An 18,608-nucleotide genomic window follows, 5' to 3' on the forward strand; every position below is an offset into this window, starting at 1 on the left:
GCTGAAAGCATCTAAGCGGGAAGCCTCCCTCAAGATAAGATTTCATCGAGCCGTCGAAGACCACGACGTTGATAGGCCAGGTGTGGAAGCGCGGTAACGCGTGAAGCTAACTGGTCCTAATTGCTCTTTTCGCGCTTGAGAGTCCCACCATCATCGACAATCCTGACACGCCGATCCTTCGGGTGACGCGGTTAGGCCACTGATGCTTCAGTGTGTCATGAGGTTGGGTTTTTTGACTACAACGTTAGATAATTTGCACGGTTTCTAGAACTTCCGCTCCCCTTCACAGGGGTCCCCGGGACGCTTGCGTCCAGGGGTTTTGCGCCAGCCTCATAGCTTGGTGATCATAGCGTCTGTGACCCACCCGATCCCATCCCGAACTCGGCCGTGAAACCAGACTGCGCCAATGGTACTTCAGCTTAAGCTGCGGAAGAGTAGGTCGTCGCCAGGCTTTGAAGCTGGCGCAAATACGGAAGAACCCATTCACAAAGTTAGAAAAAGCCGCTGCCGGGGTTTCCCCCAGCGGCGGCTTTTCTGTTTGCCGAGACGGTAACCCAGCACGCGTGAAGCGTGCCGGATTTGCCGGCTCAGCTGTCGTTGGTGGCGCGGGATGGAGCAGCCCGGTAGCTCGTCAGGCTCATAACCTGAAGGTCGTAGGTTCAAATCCTACTCCCGCAACCAACACCGATTTCAGGGACAACGGCGGCTCCCAAAGCCCGCCTGGCTGGGGTTACCTGACACGGGCCCCCGACGAACAAAGGAAACGACCATGCGTCACCGTAACGCCCATCGCAAATTGCAGCGCACGTCAGCGCACCGCACCGCGCTGTTCCGCAACATGTCGGCCGCGCTGATCAAGCACGAGCAGATTACCACCACCACCGCCAAGGCGAAAGAGCTTCGCCCCTACATCGAGAAGCTGATCACGCTGGCCAAGAAGGGCGGGCTGTCGAACCGTCGCCTCGCCCAGTCGCGGCTGATGGACGACACGCAGCTGACCAAGTTGTTCGACGTCCTCGCCGCGCGCTATGCTGACCGTCAGGGTGGCTATGTCCGTGTCGTCAAGGCCGGTATCCGGCTGTCGGATTCGGCTCAGATCGCGATCATCGAATTCGTCGACCGGGACGTCTCGGCCAAGGGTCAGGACTCGGGCCCGATGATGGGCGATGACGAGGACGAGGCGCTCGCCGCCTGATCAAGCTCACAAAGCTCAAGATAAGGGTCGCTTCGGCGGCCCTTTTTTTATGGCTGGAGCTCGGCGTAGCGCGCCGGCCGATGCGTCTTCAGCATCGAAGCCAATGTCGCCGAGATGCTCGCCAGCAGCGCCGGCGAGGTCGCGTCGCCCGGATGGACCGCCAACCGCATGACCTTTGGCAGTGGCACCGCGCGTGCCGCCGCCGCGACCGCCAGCGACGACCATCGCCGCATCCTCGTCCGGCTCGCCCAAGTGATCACCGGGCTTTTCGCCAGCACCGCTCCGGTGACCGGATTCCACACTCGCCAATGGTCTTCGGCCAACGCAATTCCTGTCGCCCTCAGCGCGGCATGCGCGCCCTCGCCATACAACCACGCCGGCGCGACGAACCCGGTCACCGCGCGCCCGATAATATCCTCGAGCAGCGCGCGGCCCTCGCGAATCCGCCGCTCCGCCTCGATCGCGCCGAGCCCGAGGAACTCCCCCTCCCCGGCCGTCATGTGCTTCGCCTTGAAGTTCGCTACGCCGGAGTGTGTACCAGTGTCGCGGTGGTACCAGCCGTGCAGGAAGATCTCGTGACCCTCCTCGGCCAAACTGCGCAACCGCGTCGCAAATCGCGTGCCTGGCCGGATCGGCGCTTCGCCCCAATGATCAGGCACGACCAGCAGGGCCGGCCGCTCCACACCCAGCTCGGCAAACCGGGCCTGCAGCGCATCGAACGCGCTTTCGCTGCGCGGGCCGACATCGTGGATCGAGGCGAGCAGCATCCGCGTGGACATCGCCGTCGGATAGGCTGTCGCGAGCATGGCGCCTATAGAAAAAAATGCGGAGATTTAACGCTCATCTTTCGTTCATCGCCGTAAGCGGGTAAGGACGCTCCATGCGGATCGTCGATGTTTGTGCCTTTTACACGCCCCACGGGGGTGGTGTGCGAACCTACATCGATCGCAAGATGAAGGCGCTGCCGGCGCTTGGCCACGAGATCATCGTGATCGCGCCCGGTACCGAGAACTCGGTCGTTGAACGCGGCCCGGGCGCGATCCTCGTGACAATCGCCCAGCCGGCGTTGCCGTTCGACCGCCGCTATCATTTCTTCGACGACCGCGAGGCGCTGCACGACGCGCTCGATGCATGGCGTCCCGATTTCGTCGAAGCCTCGTCGCCTTGGTCGAGCGCGACCAAGGTCGCCCAATGGCAAGGTTCCGCCCCGCGTGCGCTCGTGATGCACGCCGACCCGATGTCGTCCTACGCCTATCGCTGGCTCGGCGGCGTCGCCAGCCGCGATCGCATCGATCGACTGTTCAACCCCTTCTGGCAACATCTTCGCAGCCTCGATGAGGCATTCGACCTGATCGTCAGCCCGGGCGGCAGCCTGTCGCGACGTTTGACTGCGGGCGGGTTGAAAAAGGTCAAGACTGTCGCGCTCGGCGTGGAACCCGGAATATTTCGCCCAGCGCATGCCAGCGCTTCGATGCGCCGTGACCTGCTCGACCGATTGATGCTCCCCGAAGACGGACTGATCCTCGTCGGGGTGGGCCGCTTCGCCGGAGAGAAGCGTTGGCCGATGGTCATCCGCGCAGTGGCCGAAGCGGGTCGGTCGCGTCCGGTCGGACTTTTGCTCGTCGGCAACGGCAAGCAGCGCGCGAAGCTGGAGCAGGAGGCCGTCGGCTCGTCGCACGTCGTCGTCGGGGCGCCGACCGCCGACCGCCATGAACTCGCGACCCTGCTCGCCAGCGCCGACGCGCTGGTCCACGGCTGCGAGAGCGAAACCTTCTGCCTTGTCGCAAGCGAAGCGCGCGCCAGCGGGCTGCCGATCATCGTCCCCAATGTCGGCGGTGCGTTCGACCAGCTCGGCGCCGGTGCCGGCCTCGCCTACAGCGCGGGCAGCGAGGCTTCGCTGCGCGACTCGATCATCCGTTTCTATGACGCGCCCGGCGCCTTCAGCCGAGGCGCGCGAGACGCCGCGCGGGTGCGCACCATGGACCAGCATTTCTGGGAACTGATGGCGCATTATGAACGAATCGCCCAGGTCGAACGGCCGCGCCGCGCCGTGACCCCGACGGCCCGTTCGAACAGGCTTGCGTCGCGCGCCTGACCGCCGCACCGTGGCGCTCATGACCATAAGACCGACCGACTGGACCGCCGCTGCGCAAGCCGCGCACGAAACGACCATCGCGCTGCGCCGCGCAATCCACGCCGACCCCGAGCTCGGGCTCGACTGCCACCGCACCACGGCAAAACTGAAGGCCGCGCTGGCCGGCCTCCCGCTCGACATCCGCGACAGTCAGCGCACGTCGGGCTTCATCGCCCGGCTCGATGGTCGCAAGGCACCCAAAGGTCCGGCGCGCACCGTCCTCCTGCGCGGCGACATGGACGCACTCCCGATTCATGAGGAAACCGGGCTCGATTTCGCCTCCGCCGTCACCGACCACATGCACGCCTGCGGCCACGATACCCATTCCGCCATGCTCGCCGGTGCCGCGAAGATCCTGTGCGAGTGGCGCGACGAGTTTGCCGGCACCATATTGTTCATGTTCCAGCCGGGCGAGGAGGGATTGGCCGGCGCGCGCCACATGATAGAGGAGGGCTTGCCAGACGGCCCCACCCCCGACGCCGCCTTCGCGATGCACATCTTCCCCAACGTGCCCGGCGGCACGATCGCCTGCCGCGACGGGGCGCTTCTGGCGGCGACCGACAAGCTTGCCGCGACGATCATCGGCAAGGGCGGCCACGCGGCGATGCCGCACGATGCCCGCGATCCGATCCCCGTGGCGTGCGAAGCGGTGCTCGCGCTGCAGAACCACATCGCCCGACGCACGACCTTCACCGACCCCGCGATCCTGTCGATCACCCAGATCAACGCCGGCAGCACCCACAATGTCATCCCCGACCGTGTGACCATCGGCGGGACGTTGCGCACCCTCTCGGATGAACGCCGCAGCGCGAGCCGAGACGCGTTTGAACGGATCGTCGTCGGGATCGCCGCGGCGCACGGCTGCACCGCCGAAATCGACATCGAGCCCGGCTATCCCGCGACGATCAATGACCCGCGCGCGGTCGCGCTGGTGAAGGCCTGCGCCGCACAATTGTTCGGCGCCGACGCCTACCATGACATCCCCGCGCCAATCATGGGCGGCGAGGATTTTGCCTACGTCCTCCACAAGGTGCCCGGCGCGATGGCCATCCTCGGCGTCGCCCCGCCCGAGGGCGACGCCGCCACCCGGGCGCCGATCCACAATTCCAAGATGCTGGTCGACGAGGCCGCGCTGGCCCGGGGCGTCGCGATGCACTGTGCGTTCGCCACGCGTTTTCTCGAGACGGGTTGGGATTGAGTCAAAGCCTGCGCGCACACGCACCAAATTTGCGCGGCAGGCTCACTTTAGCCTAACCTTTCGCCCGACCGGACCGCTCGCGCGGCCTTCACGACCGAACAGGAGCCCGCATGGCCACCACCGCATCATCGCCTTCGGCCTCCCTGTCGCCCGCCGAACTGACCATCCGCGGCATCATCCTCGGCGCGATCCTGACCGTCCTCCTGACCGCCGCCAACGTCTATCTCGGGCTCAAGATCGGCATCACCTTCGCCACCTCGATCCCCGCCGCGGTCATCTCGATGGCGATCCTGCGCAATTTCTCCGGCGCGACGATCCAGGAGAATAACATCGTCCAGACCATCGCCTCGTCAGCCGGCACGCTGTCGGCGATCATCTTCGTCCTGCCCGGGCTGATCATGGTCGGCTGGTGGACCGGCTTTCCGTTCTGGCTGTCGACCGCGGTGATCGCGGTCGGTGGCATCCTCGGCGTGATGTATTCGGTGCCGCTGCGCCGCGCGCTCGTCACCGGCTCCGACCTGCCTTACCCTGAAGGTGTCGCGGCAGCCGAAGTGCTCAAGGTCGGCACCGGTGAGGGTGGCGCGGAGGAGAACCGCCGCGGCCTGCTGATGATCGTCTGGGCGTCGATCGCCTCCGCGCTGTACCAGCTGCTCACCTTCATGGGCTTCGTTTCGGCTGAGGCATCCAAGACCTTCCGTTTCGGCGCCGGCGCGACGACCGTCTCGGCGAGCATGTCGATGGCCCTCATCGGCGTCGGCCACCTCGTCGGTATCGCCGTCGGCGTCGCGATGCTGGTCGGGCTCGTGATCAGCTGGGGCGCGCTCGTGCCGATGCTCACCGCCGCCGGGCTCGACGCCAATGCCGCCGATCTGGGCGCGTTCGTCGGCACCATCTTCAAGTCCAAGGTCCGCTTCGTCGGCGCCGGCACGATCGGCGTCGCCGCGATCTGGACGCTGCTCAAGATCATCGGCCCGATCATCGGCGGCATCCGTTCGGCGATCGCCGCGAGCCGCGCTCGCCAGGCTGACGGCAACGCCTCGCTCGACATTACCGAGCGCGACCTGCCGATCGCGATCGTCGGCGGCACTATCCTCCTCTCGATGATCCCGATCGCGTTGCTGCTCGCCGCCTTCGCCAGTTCCGGTCCGATCGCCGCTGCGCCCGGCCTGACCATTGGGGTCACGATCGCGTACATCCTCGCCGCCGGCGTCGTCATCGCCGCGGTGTGCGGCTATATGGCCGGGCTGATCGGCGCGTCGAACAGCCCGATCTCGGGGGTCGGCATCCTCGCCGTGCTCGGCATTTCGCTGATTCTTGCCGCGCTGTTCGGCCACAACCTCCCGCCCGAATCGTCAAAGCCGCTGATCGCCTTCGCGCTGTTCGTGACCGCCATCGTGTTCGGTGTCGCGACCATCTCCAACGACAATCTCCAAGATCTCAAGACCGGCCAGCTGGTCGGCGCCACCCCGTGGAAGCAGCAGGTCGCGTTGATCATCGGCGTCCTGTTCGGCGCCGCCGTCATTCCGCCGATCCTCAACGTCCTCAACACCGCCTTCGGCTTCCAGGGCGCGCCCGGCGCCGGCCCCAACGCGCTCGCCGCGCCGCAGGCCGCGCTGATCTCGAGCATTGCGCAAGGCGTGCTCGGCAACAGCCTCGACTGGAACCTCGTCGGCCTCGGCGTCGCGATCGGGGTGATGGTGGTGATCGTCGACGAACTGCTCAGACGCAGCGGCAAATATTCGCTTCCCCCGCTTGCGGTCGGGATGGGCATCTACCTCCCGATGGCAATCACCCTGCTGATCCCGGTCGGCGCAATCATCGGCTGGGCCTACAACCGCTGGGCACGCACCAGCGCCAACCCCGAATTCGCCGAACGGATCGGCGTGCTCATGGCGACCGGGCTGATCGTCGGCGAAAGCCTGTTCGGGGTCGCCTTCGCGGGCATCGTCGCCGCCACGCGCAGCGATGCGCCGCTCGCGGTGGTGAGCGACTTCCCGCTCGCCGTTCCGCTCGGCCTCATCCTGTTCACCGCCTCGATCGGGCTGCTCTATTTCAAGACCAGGTCCGACGGCGGTGCCCCGCTGCGCGACACCGGCGACGGCACCCTCCCGCCGCGCGAAGCGGGCATCCGCTGATGGCCGAGCCGCTCTACCTTGGCCAGCCGAGCAAGCTCCCCGCCTCTCCGCACGAGGCGGTGCTCGACTATGTCCCCAACCCGCGGTCCGGCGCGCTCTTCCTCGTGCGCTTCGCCGCGCCCGAATTCACCTCGCTCTGCCCGGTCACCGGCCAGCCCGATTTCGCCCATCTCGTAATCGACTATGCGCCCGGCGAGACGATCGTCGAATCGAAGAGCCTCAAGCTGTTCCTCGGCAGTTTCCGCAACCACGCCGGTTTTCACGAGGATGTCACCGTCGGCATCGGCCAGCGTCTCGCCGAGGAAATGACCCCGGCGTGGCTGCGAATCGGCGGATACTGGTACCCGCGCGGCGGAATCCCGATCGACGTCTTCTGGCAAACCGGTGTGCCGCCCGAGGGCCTGTGGGTGCCCGACCAGGGCGTTGCGCCGTACCGGGGGAGAGGCTGATGCGCGATCTCGTCACCACCGCCATGCTCGCCGACGAGCTTGGCGCGCCCGACCTCGTCATCCTCGACGCCAGCCTCGCCCCCCCCGGCAAGCCCGGCGACATGCGCGCCGACTTTGAGCACCAGCACATCCCCGGGGCGCGCTTCCTCGACCTTCCCACGCTGAAGGGCGCCGACTTCGCCGCCACGATGGAACAGCTCGGCGTCGGCAGCGGTGATCGGATCATCGTCTATGACCACAGCCCGCTGCGCAGCGCGACGCGCGGCTGGTGGCTGCTTCGCCAACACGGCGCGGCGCATGTCGCGGTGCTCGACGGCGGGCTCGGCAAATGGCTCGCCGAAGCCCGTGCCGTCGAAAGCGGCCCCGCGCCCGCCCGCGACGCCTCGTTCGCGGCGCGCCCTGACCACAGCCGCAAGGTCAGCAAGGCCGACATCCTCGCCGGGCTCGACGCCCCGCTGCTCGACGCCCGCGATGCCGCTCGCTTCACCGGCCAGTCGAGCGATCCGCGCCCCGGCATCGCCGACGGTCACATCCCCGGCGCCTGCAACCTGCCGTTCGCCGATCTCTATCAGCCCGACGGCACCTTCAAGCCGGTCGACGAACTGCGCGCAGCCTTCGCCGCCGCCAAAATCGATCCCGCACAGCCGTTCGTCGCCAGCTGCGGCTCGGGCGTCACCGCCACTTCGCTGCTGTTCGCGGCGCAACTGCTCGGCAACGACAACGCCAAGATCTACGATGGCAGCTGGACCGAATGGGGCGCCGATCCGGACACCCCCAAAGAGCTCGGACCCGCGCATTCGTGAGCGGCTGATTCATGCCCTCACCCGAAGCGCGGTGCGCTCCGGCCTTGGACGATCAGCTGCCTAGAGGCTGAACAGTTTGTCCAGATCGGCGAGCTCGGAGCGTAGCTCCAGCGCCAGCCGCTCGACCGATTTCGGGTGCGCCGCCGTCCCCGCGTCGCGTTGCGCCGCAAGCATCTCTAGCCCCGCCACCGCCGCCTGCGCCGCCGCGATCGAGCGCGTGTCGAAGCACCGCCGCCGCGCGTCGCTCGCTTCGGGCCAAGCCGTCGGCACGACCGGCGCGGGGGGATCGCCCGGCGCCATACCGGCAACCTGCTCGGCCACGCCCAGCGCGGTGCGGACACTCGCCAGCCGCGCCACCGCCTCCTTATAAGGCGATGCGGTCTCGGTCTCGAACGAGTCGGGCAGGAAGTGGATCATACCGGGGACGTTAACGAAGTCCCGGCTAATATATTATTAAGCGGTCGCGCTGCTTTAGATATCGCGCAGGATCCACCCGCGCTGGGGGATCGTCTCGATGAACTCGGCCCCGTTCGACGCCATCCGCAACTTCTTGCGCAGCTTGGAAATGAACACGTCGATGATCTTGGGCTGCGGCTGGTCGTCGGCGCGGCGATAGAGATGCTTGAGCAGCATCGTCCGCGTCACGACATTGTTGCGCGCATAGGCGAGCAGCTCGAGCACGCGATATTCCATCTCGGTGATCCCGATCGGGTGCCCGTCGATGCGGATCAGCCGCTGCGTCTGGTCGACCGCCAGTCGCCCGCCGCACAGCGTCGGCGGCATGTCCCCGCCGGATGCCTTGATCGACGTCAGCAACTTGGACGCCGCTTCCTCGCTCTCGTCGGCGGTCATCGTCGCCGGGCTGCCCATCAGCTGCTGCTGGATGTCGCCGAGCAGCTTGTGCGCATCCTCGACCAGCCGCGATCCTTCCTCGAACCGGCGGCGCGAGCGATCGAGCATCGATTCGACTTCAACAAGCCGGGCGGCGGGGGTCTGGTCTGACATAGGCTTCGCGGCGTCCTTGATGATCGGGCCCTTACTGCGGCGGGGAAACCGACGCGTCTTGTCCGCTGCCGACCGGCGCGGCGATGATCGCGGGAGTTGCGGCACCCTTGTCGACCACCCGCGTTGCCGGATCGCCGGCGGTCGAGCGCGCGCCGACCGGGGCACGGTCGCGCCCGGCACTGTCGAGCATGCTCGTCTCCGTCGCGCTGCGCACCGCGGGGCCGCCGAACAGCGCGTCGATCGCCTGGCTCTGCGCGTCGGTCGCGCTGAGGCCCACGGTGCCGGCGACCGGCGGGGTCAACGTATAGTCGGGCGGGATCACCAGCGGCGCGTTGCGTGCCACCGCGAACTCGTCGAGCGCCTTGCCGCGGCCCTTGCCGAGGGCGCAGCCTCCCAGCCCGAGGGCCGCGACGGTGAGGATGATGACGGCCTTACGCATTGATATTCTCCTTGGGGGCCTTGTCGTCGCGCATCAGGAAGGCGCGCACGAGCAAGATCACGACACCGATGCTAATCGCGGCGTCGGCGATATTGAAGACCAAAAAAGGGCGAAACGCCCCGAAGTGAAGATCGGCGAAATCGACGACATAACCCAGCCTTATCCGATCGAGGATGTTCCCGACAGCCCCGCCGAGCACGAGGCCGAGCGCGAGCCGGTCGCCATGTCGCGGTTCGCGCAGGATCCACACCAGCATCGACAGCGCGATCGCTGCGGTCACCGCCACCAGCGCCCACCGCGCTGCATCGCTGTCGGCGCGGAACAGCCCGAGCGAAATGCCCAGATTATGGGTGAGGGTGAAGTTGAATATCGGCAGTACATAGCGCTGGTCGCCCTCGATAGTCAGCCCCATCGGCCCGGTCACCCACCATTTGCTGAGCTGATCGAGCAGGAAGGTAATCCCGGCGACGAGGAAGGCGTAAGCGCGATTAGCTTGCATGGACCACCTCATCACAGCGCCCGCACAAGTCGCCGTCCTCGGTAACTTCGGGCAAATGCCGCCAGCAGCGGCCACATTTGTGATTGGTGGTTCGAGAGATTTCGAGAGTGTCGCCGAACGTCACATTCGCCACGATAGCAAACTCTGCGAGCGCCACAGCATCGATCTTCGCTCCCCCGGGCATCTGTTGGTCAAGCGAGATAGCCGGATAAATCACATTCGCTTCAAGGCTCGAACGCACAATTTTCTCACGGCGGAGCGGTTCGATTGCTTCGTTGATCTGGCTTCGAGCGACCAGCATCGGCTGAAAACGATCGGCCACCGAAGGATCGTTCCATTCCTGATCGATGTTAGGCCAAAGCGCCAGGTGCACGGAGGGCTCATTTGGATACCGAGCTTGCCAAATCTCTTCCGACGTGAACACTAGAAGAGGTGCGACATACCGAACAAGCGATTCAAAGAGGACATGAAGTACCGTCCTCGTAGCACGTCGTTCCTGCGAGAGCGGGTTGTCGCAATAAAGACGATCCTTACGAACATCGAAAAACAGTGCGCTTAGCTCTTCATTACAAAAATCCGAGAGCTCTCTGACGTATGTGTTGAAATCGAAATTTTCGACGGCCCGCTGAAGCGTGACATCCAAGTGGAATAACTTGTATAAAATATACCGCTCGAGCTCGGGCATCTTCGCGACGTCTTCAACCCGCTCGTCCTCGCCAAACCCGTCCAGCGCGCCAAGCAAGTACCGGAACGTATTGCGCAGCTTGCGATACTGGTCGGCGACCCCGGCGAGGATTTCCTTGCCGATGCGGTGGTCCTCGGTGAAGTCGACCGACAGCGCCCACAGTCGCAGGATATCCGCGCCATAATCGCGCATCAGGTCGAGCGGATTGACCGTATTCCCGAGGCTCTTGGACATCTTCATGCCCTTGTTGTCCATCGTGAAGCCGTGCGTCAGCACCGCCTTGTACGGCGCCCGTCCGCGCGTCCCGCAACTCTCGAGCAGCGACGACTGGAACCAGCCACGATGCTGATCGGAACCCTCGAGATACAAGTCCGCCGGCGACCGCATCCCCGGCCACTTGCCGCTCTCCAGCACGAACGCATGGGTGCACCCGCTGTCGAACCACACGTCGAGAATATCGGTCACTCGCTCATAATCCTCGGGGTCGCGGTCGGCCCCGAGGAAATGCGGCACATTCTCGTCGCACCACGCATCGACCCCGGCTTCGGCCACCGCCGCGATGATCCGCTGGTTGACCATCGGATCGACCAGCGGCGCATTGCCCCCCCGCTCGACGAACAGCGCGATCGGCACGCCCCACGCCCGCTGGCGCGAGATCACCCAGTCGGGCCGCCCCTCGACCATCGACCCGATCCGGTTGCGCCCCTTCTCGGGGACGAAGCGGGTGTCGGCGATGGCGCGGATCGCCAGCTGGCGCAGCGTCGGCCCGTGGCCAATGGCGCCGCCTTCATTATTCCATCGCTTCTCGGCGCGGGTCTCGCAATGCTCATCGAAGAGCGGCTGATCCATCCCGATGAACCATTGCGGCGTGCAGCGGTAAATCACCCGCGCCTTCGACCGCCACGAATGCGGATAGCTGTGCCGGAAATCGCTCGCCGCGAGCAGTGCGCCAGCCTTTTTCAGATCTTCACAGATCGGCCCGCCAGTCCCCTCTGCATTTGGCGCCGCATTGAACCTGGTGTTGATCACCGAGCCCTGCCCGCCGAGCCACGCCCAGTCGGCGCGATACTTGCCGTCCCCCTCGACCGCGAACACCGGATCGATCCCGTTCGCCTTGCACAGCGTGAAATCATCCTCGCCATGGTCGGGCGCCATGTGGACGAGGCCGGTGCCGGCATCGGTCGTGACGAACGCGCCGGGGAGGAAGGGGCGGGGCTTGGCAAAGAAGCCGCCGAGATGATGCATCGGGTGGCGGGCGATGGTGCCGGCAAGAGCAGGACCAAAGTAAAACTCTTCAGTGCTCCCGATGAGAGTATCGTATTCCTTCAAGCCACGACGAAGCAAGGGTTCGACACGTTCCTGAAACGCCTTGGTCAAATCTCTTGCTACGAGAAAACGCCCTAGAACGTTTTCATCTTGATCCTCGAACCGGAAAACAACGTAATCAACGTCCGGCCCGTAAGCGATCGCTTGATTCACAGGGATTGTCCACGGCGTCGTCGTCCAGATTACCGCATGGGCACCCACCAACTCCGCGATCGGCGATTCCACAATCTCGAACGCCACATCGATCTGGGTGCTAGTCACCTCCTCATATTCGATCTCGGCCTCGGCCAGCGCGGTCTTCTCGACCGGGGACCACATCACCGGCTTGGCGCCGCGGTAAAGCTGGCCGCTTTCGGCGAACTTCATCAGCTCGGCGACGATCGTCCCCTCGGCCGCGGGGTCCATCGTCAGATAGGGCTTGTCCCAGTCGCCGCCGATCCCGAGCCGCTTGAGCTGCTCGCGCTGCGTATCCACCCAGCCTTGCGCATAGGCCCGGCACTCGGCGCGAAACTCGACCAGCGGGACCTGGTCCTTGTCGAGCTTTTTCTTGCGATATTGCTCCTCCACCTTCCACTCGATCGGCAGCCCGTGGCAGTCCCACCCGGGAACATAGGGCGCGTCCTTGCCGAGCAGGGTCTGCGTGCGCACCACCATGTCTTTCAGGATATGGTTGAGCGCATGGCCGATATGGATGTCGCCATTGGCATAGGGCGGGCCGTCATGGAGGATGAACTTCTCCGCCCCCGCTCGCGCTTCGCGCAACTGCTGATAAGCGCCGTCGGCCTGCCACTTGGCAAGAATCGCCGGCTCCTTCTGCGGCAGCCCGGCCTTCATCGGAAAGTCGGTCTTCGGCAGGAAGACGGTCGAGCGCCAGTCCTGCTTGTCGGGAACGGCGGGCTTATCGGGTGTATCGGACATTGGGCGCGGCTCTAGCGGGGGTGCGCGCGAATGGGAACAGTCAGGCCAGCATCGCCCGCGCCGCCGCCGAATCCGCATCCATCTGTTTCACCAGCTCGCCTAGATCATCGAATTTCGCCTCGGGCCGGATGAACCCGACCAGCGCGACCTCGATCGTCCGCCCGTACAAATCCCCCGACCAGTCGAAGATGAACGTCTCGAGCATCTCGACCGGCGGGTCAAAGCTCGGGCGGATACCCAGGCTCGCCACCCCGTCATGCTCGCTGCCGTCGTCGAGCCGCACGCGCACCGCATAAATCCCGTATTTCGGCCGCAGATACTTGCCCAGCGCGACGTTGGCGGTCGGATAGCCCAGCGTCCGCCCGCGCTTGTCGCCATGCTCGACGACCCCCTGGATCGCGAACGGCCGGGTCAGCAGCCGCGTTGCGCGGCCCGGCTCGCCGGCGCCGAGCGCCTCGCGCACCCGGCTCGACGAAACCGATTCGCCGTCGAGCATCACTGGCGCGACCGTCTCGGCGATGATCCCGTGCGCGGGCCCCAGCTCGGCGAGCACCCGCGCATTGCCGCCGCGCTTCGCCCCGAAGGTGAAGTCGTCGCCGGTCACCACGCCGGCGGCCCCGATCCGCTCGGCCAGCAACCGCTCGATGAATTCCTCAGCACTGGTCGCGGCCAGTGTTCCGTCGAATGCGAACACCAGCATCGCGTCGGCCCCGGCCTGTGCGAACAATCGCTCGCGCTGGTCGAGGCTCGTCAGCCGGAACGGCGCCGCATCGGGCTTGAACCAGCGCACCGGATGCGGATCGAACGTCGCGACGATCACCGGTCGCCGCTCGTGCGCACCACGCTGGACCGCGCGCCCGACCACCGCCTGGTGACCGAGATGGAAACCGTCGAAATTGCCGAGCGCGAGTATCGCGCCGCGCAGGGCTTGCGGAACCGGCACATCTAGGGTCAGGCGCTGCATCGTCCCCCGCTTAGCGCCCGAAGGCGGCGATGCAAGCCGCCGACCTGTTGCAAAGCGCGGCCGCGATGAAAGCCGGGTGCTTGACTCAGCGGGGCTCGAACCTTACTTGCGACCTATCCCGTTTCACCGGTTGTCGGCGGCGCTTCGTTGCGTGCGCCGTTTTTCCGTTGGATCAGGTTCATCGCTTTGAGATGGGGCGCGCGTGCCACGCCGCCCTGTGGAGCTAGGAGACTTTATTCATGGCACGTATTGCGGGTGTCAACATCCCGACCAACAAGCGCGTCGAGATCGCGCTTACCTACATTCACGGCATTGGGCGCACCAAGGCTGTTGAAATCACCAAGAAGCTGGGCATCGAGCCGGCACGCCGGGTCCAGGACTTGAGCGACCAGGAAGTTCTCCACCTGCGTGAGGCGATCGACGCCGACCATACGGTCGAGGGCGATCTGCGCCGCCAGACGGCGATGAACATCAAGCGATTGATGGACCTTGCCTGCTATCGCGGGCTTCGTCATCGCAAGGGCCTCCCAGTCCGCGGCCAGCGCACGCACACCAATGCGCGCACTCGCAAGGGCAAGGCCAAGCCGATCGCCGGCAAGAAGAAGTAAGCCGCGCGGCCCGAACCGGCCGCCCTTCCTTCGTATAGCTTCAAGGATTTCGAACCATGGCAAGAGAACCGCAGCGCCTCCGCCGCCGCGAACGCAAAAATATCACGTCGGGGGTGGCGCATGTGAATGCGTCGTTCAACAATACGATGATCACGATCACCGATGCGCAGGGCAATGCGATTGCCTGGTCGAGCGCCGGGACGATGGGCTTCAAGGGCAGCCGCAAGTCGACTCCCTACGCCGCGCAGGTCGCCGCCGAGGACGCGGGCAAGAAGGCCGCCGAACATGGCGTCCGCACCCTGGAAGTCGAGGTCAAGGGCCCCGGCTCGGGCCGCGAATCGGCGCTTCGGGCGCTGCAGGCGGTCGGCTTCCAGATCACCTCGATCCGCGACGTGACCTCGATCCCGCACAACGGTGTCCGCCCGTCAAAACGGCGTCGCGTCTAAGCGCCGGGCGTCGCATCCGATCTAGCGTGCACTGGTCCACCAGCCGCCTAACCCCCCGTTAGCCGCGCCCACCGGACCCAAGAGACTTCAATAGGGAGTGACCGGGACGCCGATCACCCCGCTGCCAAGGAAGAAAAATGGCCGTCAACGCAAAGAACTGGCAGGAACTCAAGAAGCCGAGCAACCTCGAGCGCAAGCCCGGTGGCGACAGCCGCCGCAAGGCGATCTTCGTTGCAGAACCGCTCGAGCGCGGGTTCGGCATGACGCTGGGTAACAGCCTGCGCCGCGTGCTGCTGTCGTCGCTGCAGGGCGCCGCGGTCACCGCGATCAAGATCGAAGGCGTGCTGCATGAGTTCAGCAGCCTGGCCGGGGTCCGCGAGGACGTCACCGACATCGTCCTCAACATCAAACAGCTCGCGCTGCGCATGGAAGGCGAAGGCCCCAAGCGGCTCCAGCTATCGGCGACCGGCCCGGGCGAAGTCACCGCCGGCCAGATCGCCACCTCGGGCGACATCGAAGTGACCAACCCCGACCTCGTCATCTGCCACCTCGACCAGGGGGCGACGCTCAACATGGAGCTGACCGCCGACATCGGGAAGGGGTACGTCCCCGCCGCCCGCAACCGCCCGGCCGACGCGCCGATCGGGCTGATCCCGATCGACGCGCTGTACAGCCCGGTCCGCCAGGTGGCGTACAAGATCGAGAACACCCGCGTCGGGCAGGAGCTGGATTTCGACAGGCTGATCCTGACGGTCGAGACCGACGGCACGGTCACCCCCGAGGACGCGGTCGGCTATGCCGCGCGCATCCTGCAGGACCAGCTGGCGCTGTTCGTCCACTTCGAGGACGGCGCGATCCGCCAGTCGAGCCCGATGATGGGTGGCCAGCCGTCGGCGGCGAGCCCGGCCGAAAGCCAGGCCGACACCAACCAGCTCAACCGCTACCTGCTCAAGAAGGTCGACGAGCTGGAGCTGAGCGTGCGCAGCGCGAATTGCCTCAAGAACGACAACATCATCTACATCGGCGACCTGGTCCAGAAGACCGAAGCCGAGATGCTGCGCACCCCCAACTTCGGGCGCAAGTCGTTGAACGAGATCAAGGAAGTGCTGTCGTCGATGGGGCTGCGCCTGGGCATGGACATCCCCGGCTGGCCACCCGAGAATATCGAGGAAATGGCGAAGAAGCTGGAGCAGGAGTTGTTGGGGTAAGCATAAGGCGCCGATCCCAAGTGAGCGATTGCGCAGCAATCGGGAACATGGGAAAGAGACGCCGAATGCCGGCCGACCTGCAGCGCGTGAGCGAAGCGATTGAGCTGACAGGATCGACGTCACGGGATTTATTCCCGTGACGGCTTCTCACGCCGAAGAACAAAGGGCCGTCCCGCAAGGGGCGGCCCTTTTCTTTTGGCAGTACGCTCGCCAAGGTGTCGCTGCTCGAAGGGGAGGGCATGTGGCCGTCGACGATTTCATTGCCAAATGGTGCGGCCAGGTTGGCGGAGCGGAAAGATCAAACTTCGCGCCCTTCATCTATGACCTGTGCGCGGCGCTGGAATTGCCAACGCCGGATATGGCTACCGGGAATCTAGGAAATTATGAGTTCGACGGGACGGTACCGGGTGGATCATTCCGATCGACCAAGGGCACGGGATTCATCGACCTCTATAAACGCGGCTGCTTCGTGCTCGAAGCCAAGCAATCGCAATTGCCAGCGGGACAGCAGCCAAGCCTGTTCGAACCGTCTGCCGACGCGCCGCAAGCGCCGTCAGGAGCGCGATACGACCAGTTGATGCGCGATGCCCGCGCCCAGGCGGAGAATTACGCCAAGAACCTGCCCGGCGATCACCCGCCCGCCCCGTTCATCATCGTGTGCGACGTGGGCCGCGCGTTCGAAATCCTGTTCGATTATACCGGCAACGGTCGTGGCTATGGCTTCTATCCCGATAAGCTCAGCTATCGCATCGAACTGCCCGATCTTGCCAAGCCCGAGATCGCAGAGCGACTGCGCAATATCTGGATTGCGCCCGACAAGGAGAACCCCCGCCTTCGAGCGGTCGAGGTCACCAGCGGTATCGCGCGGCGGCTGGCCCAAGTTAGCCAGTATCTGGAGGAATCGAACCGCAACCGAGGGCGCGAGGCCGGAGCAGCCCTCCATTCGCAGCTGATCGAGGAAACCTCACTGTTCCTCATGCGAATCATTTTCTGCATGTTCGCCGAGGATATCGGCCTGCTTCCGAAAAACCGCTTCAAGGAATTCCTTGAAGGCACGATCGAGGATCAGGCGCGGTTCGAGCAGGGCCTCCACGACCTGTGGAGCAAGATGAACCAGAAGGGCGGCGGGTTCGCCTGGGCGGTCAACGACATCGTCAAATATTTCAACGGCGGGCTGTTCGAGAGCGATCGCACCTTCGTCATTTCTAACGCCGATCGAGGCGAGCTGTACCAAGCTGCCAAGGCCGACTGGAAAAAGGTTGAGCCCGCCATTTTCGGCACGCTGCTAGAGCAGGCGCTGACCAAGGCCGAGCGCGCCAAGCTCGGCGCGCATTACACGCCGCGCCCTTACGTCGAACGGCTGGTCCAGGCGACCATCATGGACGTGCTTGAACCCGAATGGGCCGCCATCGTCGATCCTCCCCGGTACGGGGAGGGGGACCGTCCGGCGCAGCCGGATGGTGGAGGGGTTCATCGACAAGCGACCCCGAAAGCCGAGAGTCCCCTCCCCCAGCCTGCGGCTGGTCCCCCTCCCCGTGCCGGGGAGGATTTAGGCACGCTCGCCGCCGCCATCACTTTTCATGATCGGCTGTCGGGGTTGCGAATCCTCGACCCCGCCTGTGGCACGGGCAATTTACTCTATGTCGCGATGGAGGCGCTGCAACAGCTCGAAGCCAAGGTGATCGAGACCATCCAGACGCTCGGCGGCGAAGCCAAGGCGCGGGTCGGCCCGCACCAGTTCCACGGGCTGGAATTGAATCCACGCGCCGCCAAGATCGCCGAGCTGGTGCTGTGGATCGGCTGGCTGCGCTTTCGCATCGCCAACGATCCGGGCGACGTCCACGATCCGGTGCTCGACCAGACCGCCAACATTAATTTCGGGCGGCATGGTGGCTATGACGCTGTGCTGGCAAGGGGCGAGACGGGCGAATTCGACGCAGAGCATCCGATGGCGCCCGCATGGCCCGAAGCCGATTTCATCGTCGGTAATCCGCCCTTCAAAGGCGGCAAGGATATGCGCAGCGAGCTTGACCCCGGCTATGCCGAAGCGCTGTGGAAGGCCAATCCGCGCGTGCCGAAATCGGCGGATTTCGTGATGCAGTGGTGGGACCGGGCGGCCCATGCCCTTACGCAGCCCGGCAGCCCGCTGCGGCGGTTCGGATTTGTGACGACGAACAGCATCACCCAGGAATTTTCGCGCCGCGTGATTGCCAATTATCTGGGTGACGGCCTGTCGCTGGTGCTGGCCTGCCCTGACCATCCGTGGACCAAATCAACCAAGGATGCCGCCGCGGTCCGCATCGCCATGACAGTAGCGGAGGCGGGCACGTCAACCGGCACGTTGCTCGAAGTGACGGCTGAAACCGGCCTCGATAGCGATAAGCCCGCACTCGCTTTTGCCACGACCCACGCCATGATCCACGCCAATTTGGCGATCGGTGCGGATGTAACGTCTGCTAGGGTCAGGACCCATTGATTTGAGAGGCGCGATCTGATTCAGGCTCCGCAAGGAGACGGAGCATGAGCAACCTGTACTGGCTGACGGACGAGCAGATGGCGCGGCTTGAGCCGTATTTTCCCAAGAGTCACGGCAGGC

The 18,608-nt window shown here is 65.0% G+C and carries 17 protein-coding genes, 1 tRNA gene and 2 rRNA genes; 13 read left to right on the top strand and 7 right to left on the bottom strand.

Annotation, left to right across the window (positions count from 1 at the left end):
* From Q0R27_RS09690 to rplQ, 4 genes are all read left to right on the top strand, one after another.
* Positions 1 to 139, top strand: a 23S ribosomal RNA gene (locus tag Q0R27_RS09690); the annotation flags it as partial.
* A 197-nt stretch (positions 140 to 336) separates the two neighbouring features.
* Positions 337 to 451: ribosomal RNA gene (gene rrf, locus Q0R27_RS09695) — 5S ribosomal RNA — on the top strand.
* Between the two features lie 153 nt (positions 452 to 604).
* Positions 605 to 681, top strand: a tRNA-Met gene (locus Q0R27_RS09700).
* A gap of 88 nt (positions 682 to 769) precedes the next feature.
* A complete protein-coding gene (gene rplQ / locus Q0R27_RS09705; RefSeq protein ID WP_293943829.1) occupies positions 770 to 1,195 on the top strand; it encodes a 50S ribosomal protein L17 in 426 nt (141 codons plus the stop codon).
* Positions 1,196 to 1,242: 47 nt separating this feature from the next.
* Here the strand turns inward: rplQ and Q0R27_RS09710 are convergent, their stop codons facing one another.
* Positions 1,243 to 2,001, bottom strand: a complete 759-nt coding sequence (locus Q0R27_RS09710) for a polysaccharide deacetylase family protein (protein WP_293943831.1) — start codon at positions 1,999 to 2,001, stop codon at positions 1,243 to 1,245.
* 74 nt (positions 2,002 to 2,075) lie between these two features.
* Between Q0R27_RS09710 and Q0R27_RS09715 the strand changes: the two genes are divergently transcribed.
* The 5 genes from Q0R27_RS09715 (at position 2,076) to Q0R27_RS09735 (ending at position 7,914) form a co-directional block, all read left to right on the top strand.
* The gene (locus tag Q0R27_RS09715; protein WP_293943833.1) at positions 2,076 to 3,290 is read left to right on the top strand and encodes a glycosyltransferase; all 1,215 of its coding nucleotides are present in this window, start codon (positions 2,076 to 2,078) and stop codon (positions 3,288 to 3,290) included.
* A gap of 19 nt (positions 3,291 to 3,309) precedes the next feature.
* Complete coding sequence (locus tag Q0R27_RS09720) at positions 3,310 to 4,527, top strand: M20 family metallopeptidase (protein WP_293943835.1); 1,218 nt, start codon at positions 3,310 to 3,312, stop codon at positions 4,525 to 4,527.
* A gap of 110 nt (positions 4,528 to 4,637) precedes the next feature.
* Entirely contained in the window at positions 4,638 to 6,662 is a 2,025-nt protein-coding gene (locus Q0R27_RS09725) for an oligopeptide transporter, OPT family (protein WP_293943837.1), read from the top strand.
* A complete protein-coding gene (gene queF, locus Q0R27_RS09730; protein WP_293943839.1) occupies positions 6,662 to 7,111 on the top strand; it encodes a preQ(1) synthase in 450 nt (149 codons plus the stop codon). Before Q0R27_RS09725 ends, queF begins: the two co-directional genes overlap by 1 nt.
* Positions 7,111 to 7,914 carry a sulfurtransferase gene (locus tag Q0R27_RS09735; RefSeq protein WP_293943841.1) on the top strand — a complete coding sequence of 268 codons (804 nt, stop codon included), beginning with the start codon at positions 7,111 to 7,113 and terminating at the stop codon, positions 7,912 to 7,914. The genes queF and Q0R27_RS09735 overlap by 1 nt, the downstream gene beginning before the upstream one ends.
* A gap of 60 nt (positions 7,915 to 7,974) precedes the next feature.
* On the opposite strand, the gene Q0R27_RS09740 is transcribed toward Q0R27_RS09735, so the two are convergent.
* The 6 genes from Q0R27_RS09740 to Q0R27_RS09765 are packed head-to-tail and all read right to left on the bottom strand — an operon-like array spanning position 7,975 to position 13,750.
* Positions 7,975 to 8,331, bottom strand: coding sequence for a hypothetical protein (locus tag Q0R27_RS09740; RefSeq protein WP_293943843.1), 357 nt, complete (start codon positions 8,329 to 8,331; stop codon positions 7,975 to 7,977).
* Positions 8,332 to 8,385: 54 nt separating this feature from the next.
* Positions 8,386 to 8,919, bottom strand: coding sequence for a winged helix-turn-helix domain-containing protein (locus Q0R27_RS09745; RefSeq protein WP_293943845.1), 534 nt, complete (start codon positions 8,917 to 8,919; stop codon positions 8,386 to 8,388).
* A 31-nt stretch (positions 8,920 to 8,950) separates the two neighbouring features.
* Entirely contained in the window at positions 8,951 to 9,358 is a 408-nt protein-coding gene (locus tag Q0R27_RS09750) for a DUF3035 domain-containing protein (RefSeq protein WP_293943847.1), read from the bottom strand.
* Positions 9,351 to 9,857 (bottom strand): signal peptidase II, encoded by a 507-nt coding sequence (lspA, locus tag Q0R27_RS09755; RefSeq protein WP_293943849.1) that lies wholly within the window; start codon positions 9,855 to 9,857, stop codon positions 9,351 to 9,353. The genes Q0R27_RS09750 and lspA overlap by 8 nt, the downstream gene beginning before the upstream one ends.
* Positions 9,847 to 12,786, bottom strand: a complete 2,940-nt coding sequence (gene ileS, locus Q0R27_RS09760; RefSeq protein WP_293943851.1) for an isoleucine--tRNA ligase — start codon at positions 12,784 to 12,786, stop codon at positions 9,847 to 9,849. The genes lspA and ileS overlap by 11 nt, the downstream gene beginning before the upstream one ends.
* 40 nt (positions 12,787 to 12,826) lie before the next feature.
* Positions 12,827 to 13,750, bottom strand: coding sequence for a bifunctional riboflavin kinase/FAD synthetase (locus Q0R27_RS09765; RefSeq protein ID WP_293943853.1), 924 nt, complete (start codon positions 13,748 to 13,750; stop codon positions 12,827 to 12,829).
* Between the two features lie 239 nt (positions 13,751 to 13,989).
* On the opposite strand from Q0R27_RS09765, the gene rpsM reads away from it, so the two are divergent.
* The 4 genes from rpsM (at position 13,990) to Q0R27_RS09785 (ending at position 18,488) form a co-directional block, all read left to right on the top strand.
* Positions 13,990 to 14,358, top strand: coding sequence for a 30S ribosomal protein S13 (gene rpsM, locus Q0R27_RS09770; protein WP_293943855.1), 369 nt, complete (start codon positions 13,990 to 13,992; stop codon positions 14,356 to 14,358).
* Positions 14,359 to 14,414: 56 nt separating this feature from the next.
* Positions 14,415 to 14,804 (top strand): 30S ribosomal protein S11, encoded by a 390-nt coding sequence (rpsK, locus tag Q0R27_RS09775; RefSeq protein WP_293943857.1) that lies wholly within the window; start codon positions 14,415 to 14,417, stop codon positions 14,802 to 14,804.
* A gap of 137 nt (positions 14,805 to 14,941) precedes the next feature.
* Positions 14,942 to 16,012 (top strand): DNA-directed RNA polymerase subunit alpha, encoded by a 1,071-nt coding sequence (locus tag Q0R27_RS09780; protein WP_293943859.1) that lies wholly within the window; start codon positions 14,942 to 14,944, stop codon positions 16,010 to 16,012.
* Positions 16,013 to 16,253: 241 nt separating this feature from the next.
* On the top strand, positions 16,254 to 18,488 hold the full coding sequence (locus tag Q0R27_RS09785) for a DNA methyltransferase (RefSeq protein ID WP_293943861.1): 2,235 nt from the start codon (positions 16,254 to 16,256) through the stop codon (positions 18,486 to 18,488).
* Positions 18,489 to 18,608: the final 120 nt, after the last annotated feature.

Source organism: Sphingomonas sp., assembly GCF_025362505.1.
In the GTDB taxonomy this organism is placed as follows: Bacteria; Pseudomonadota; Alphaproteobacteria; order Sphingomonadales; family Sphingomonadaceae; genus Sphingomicrobium.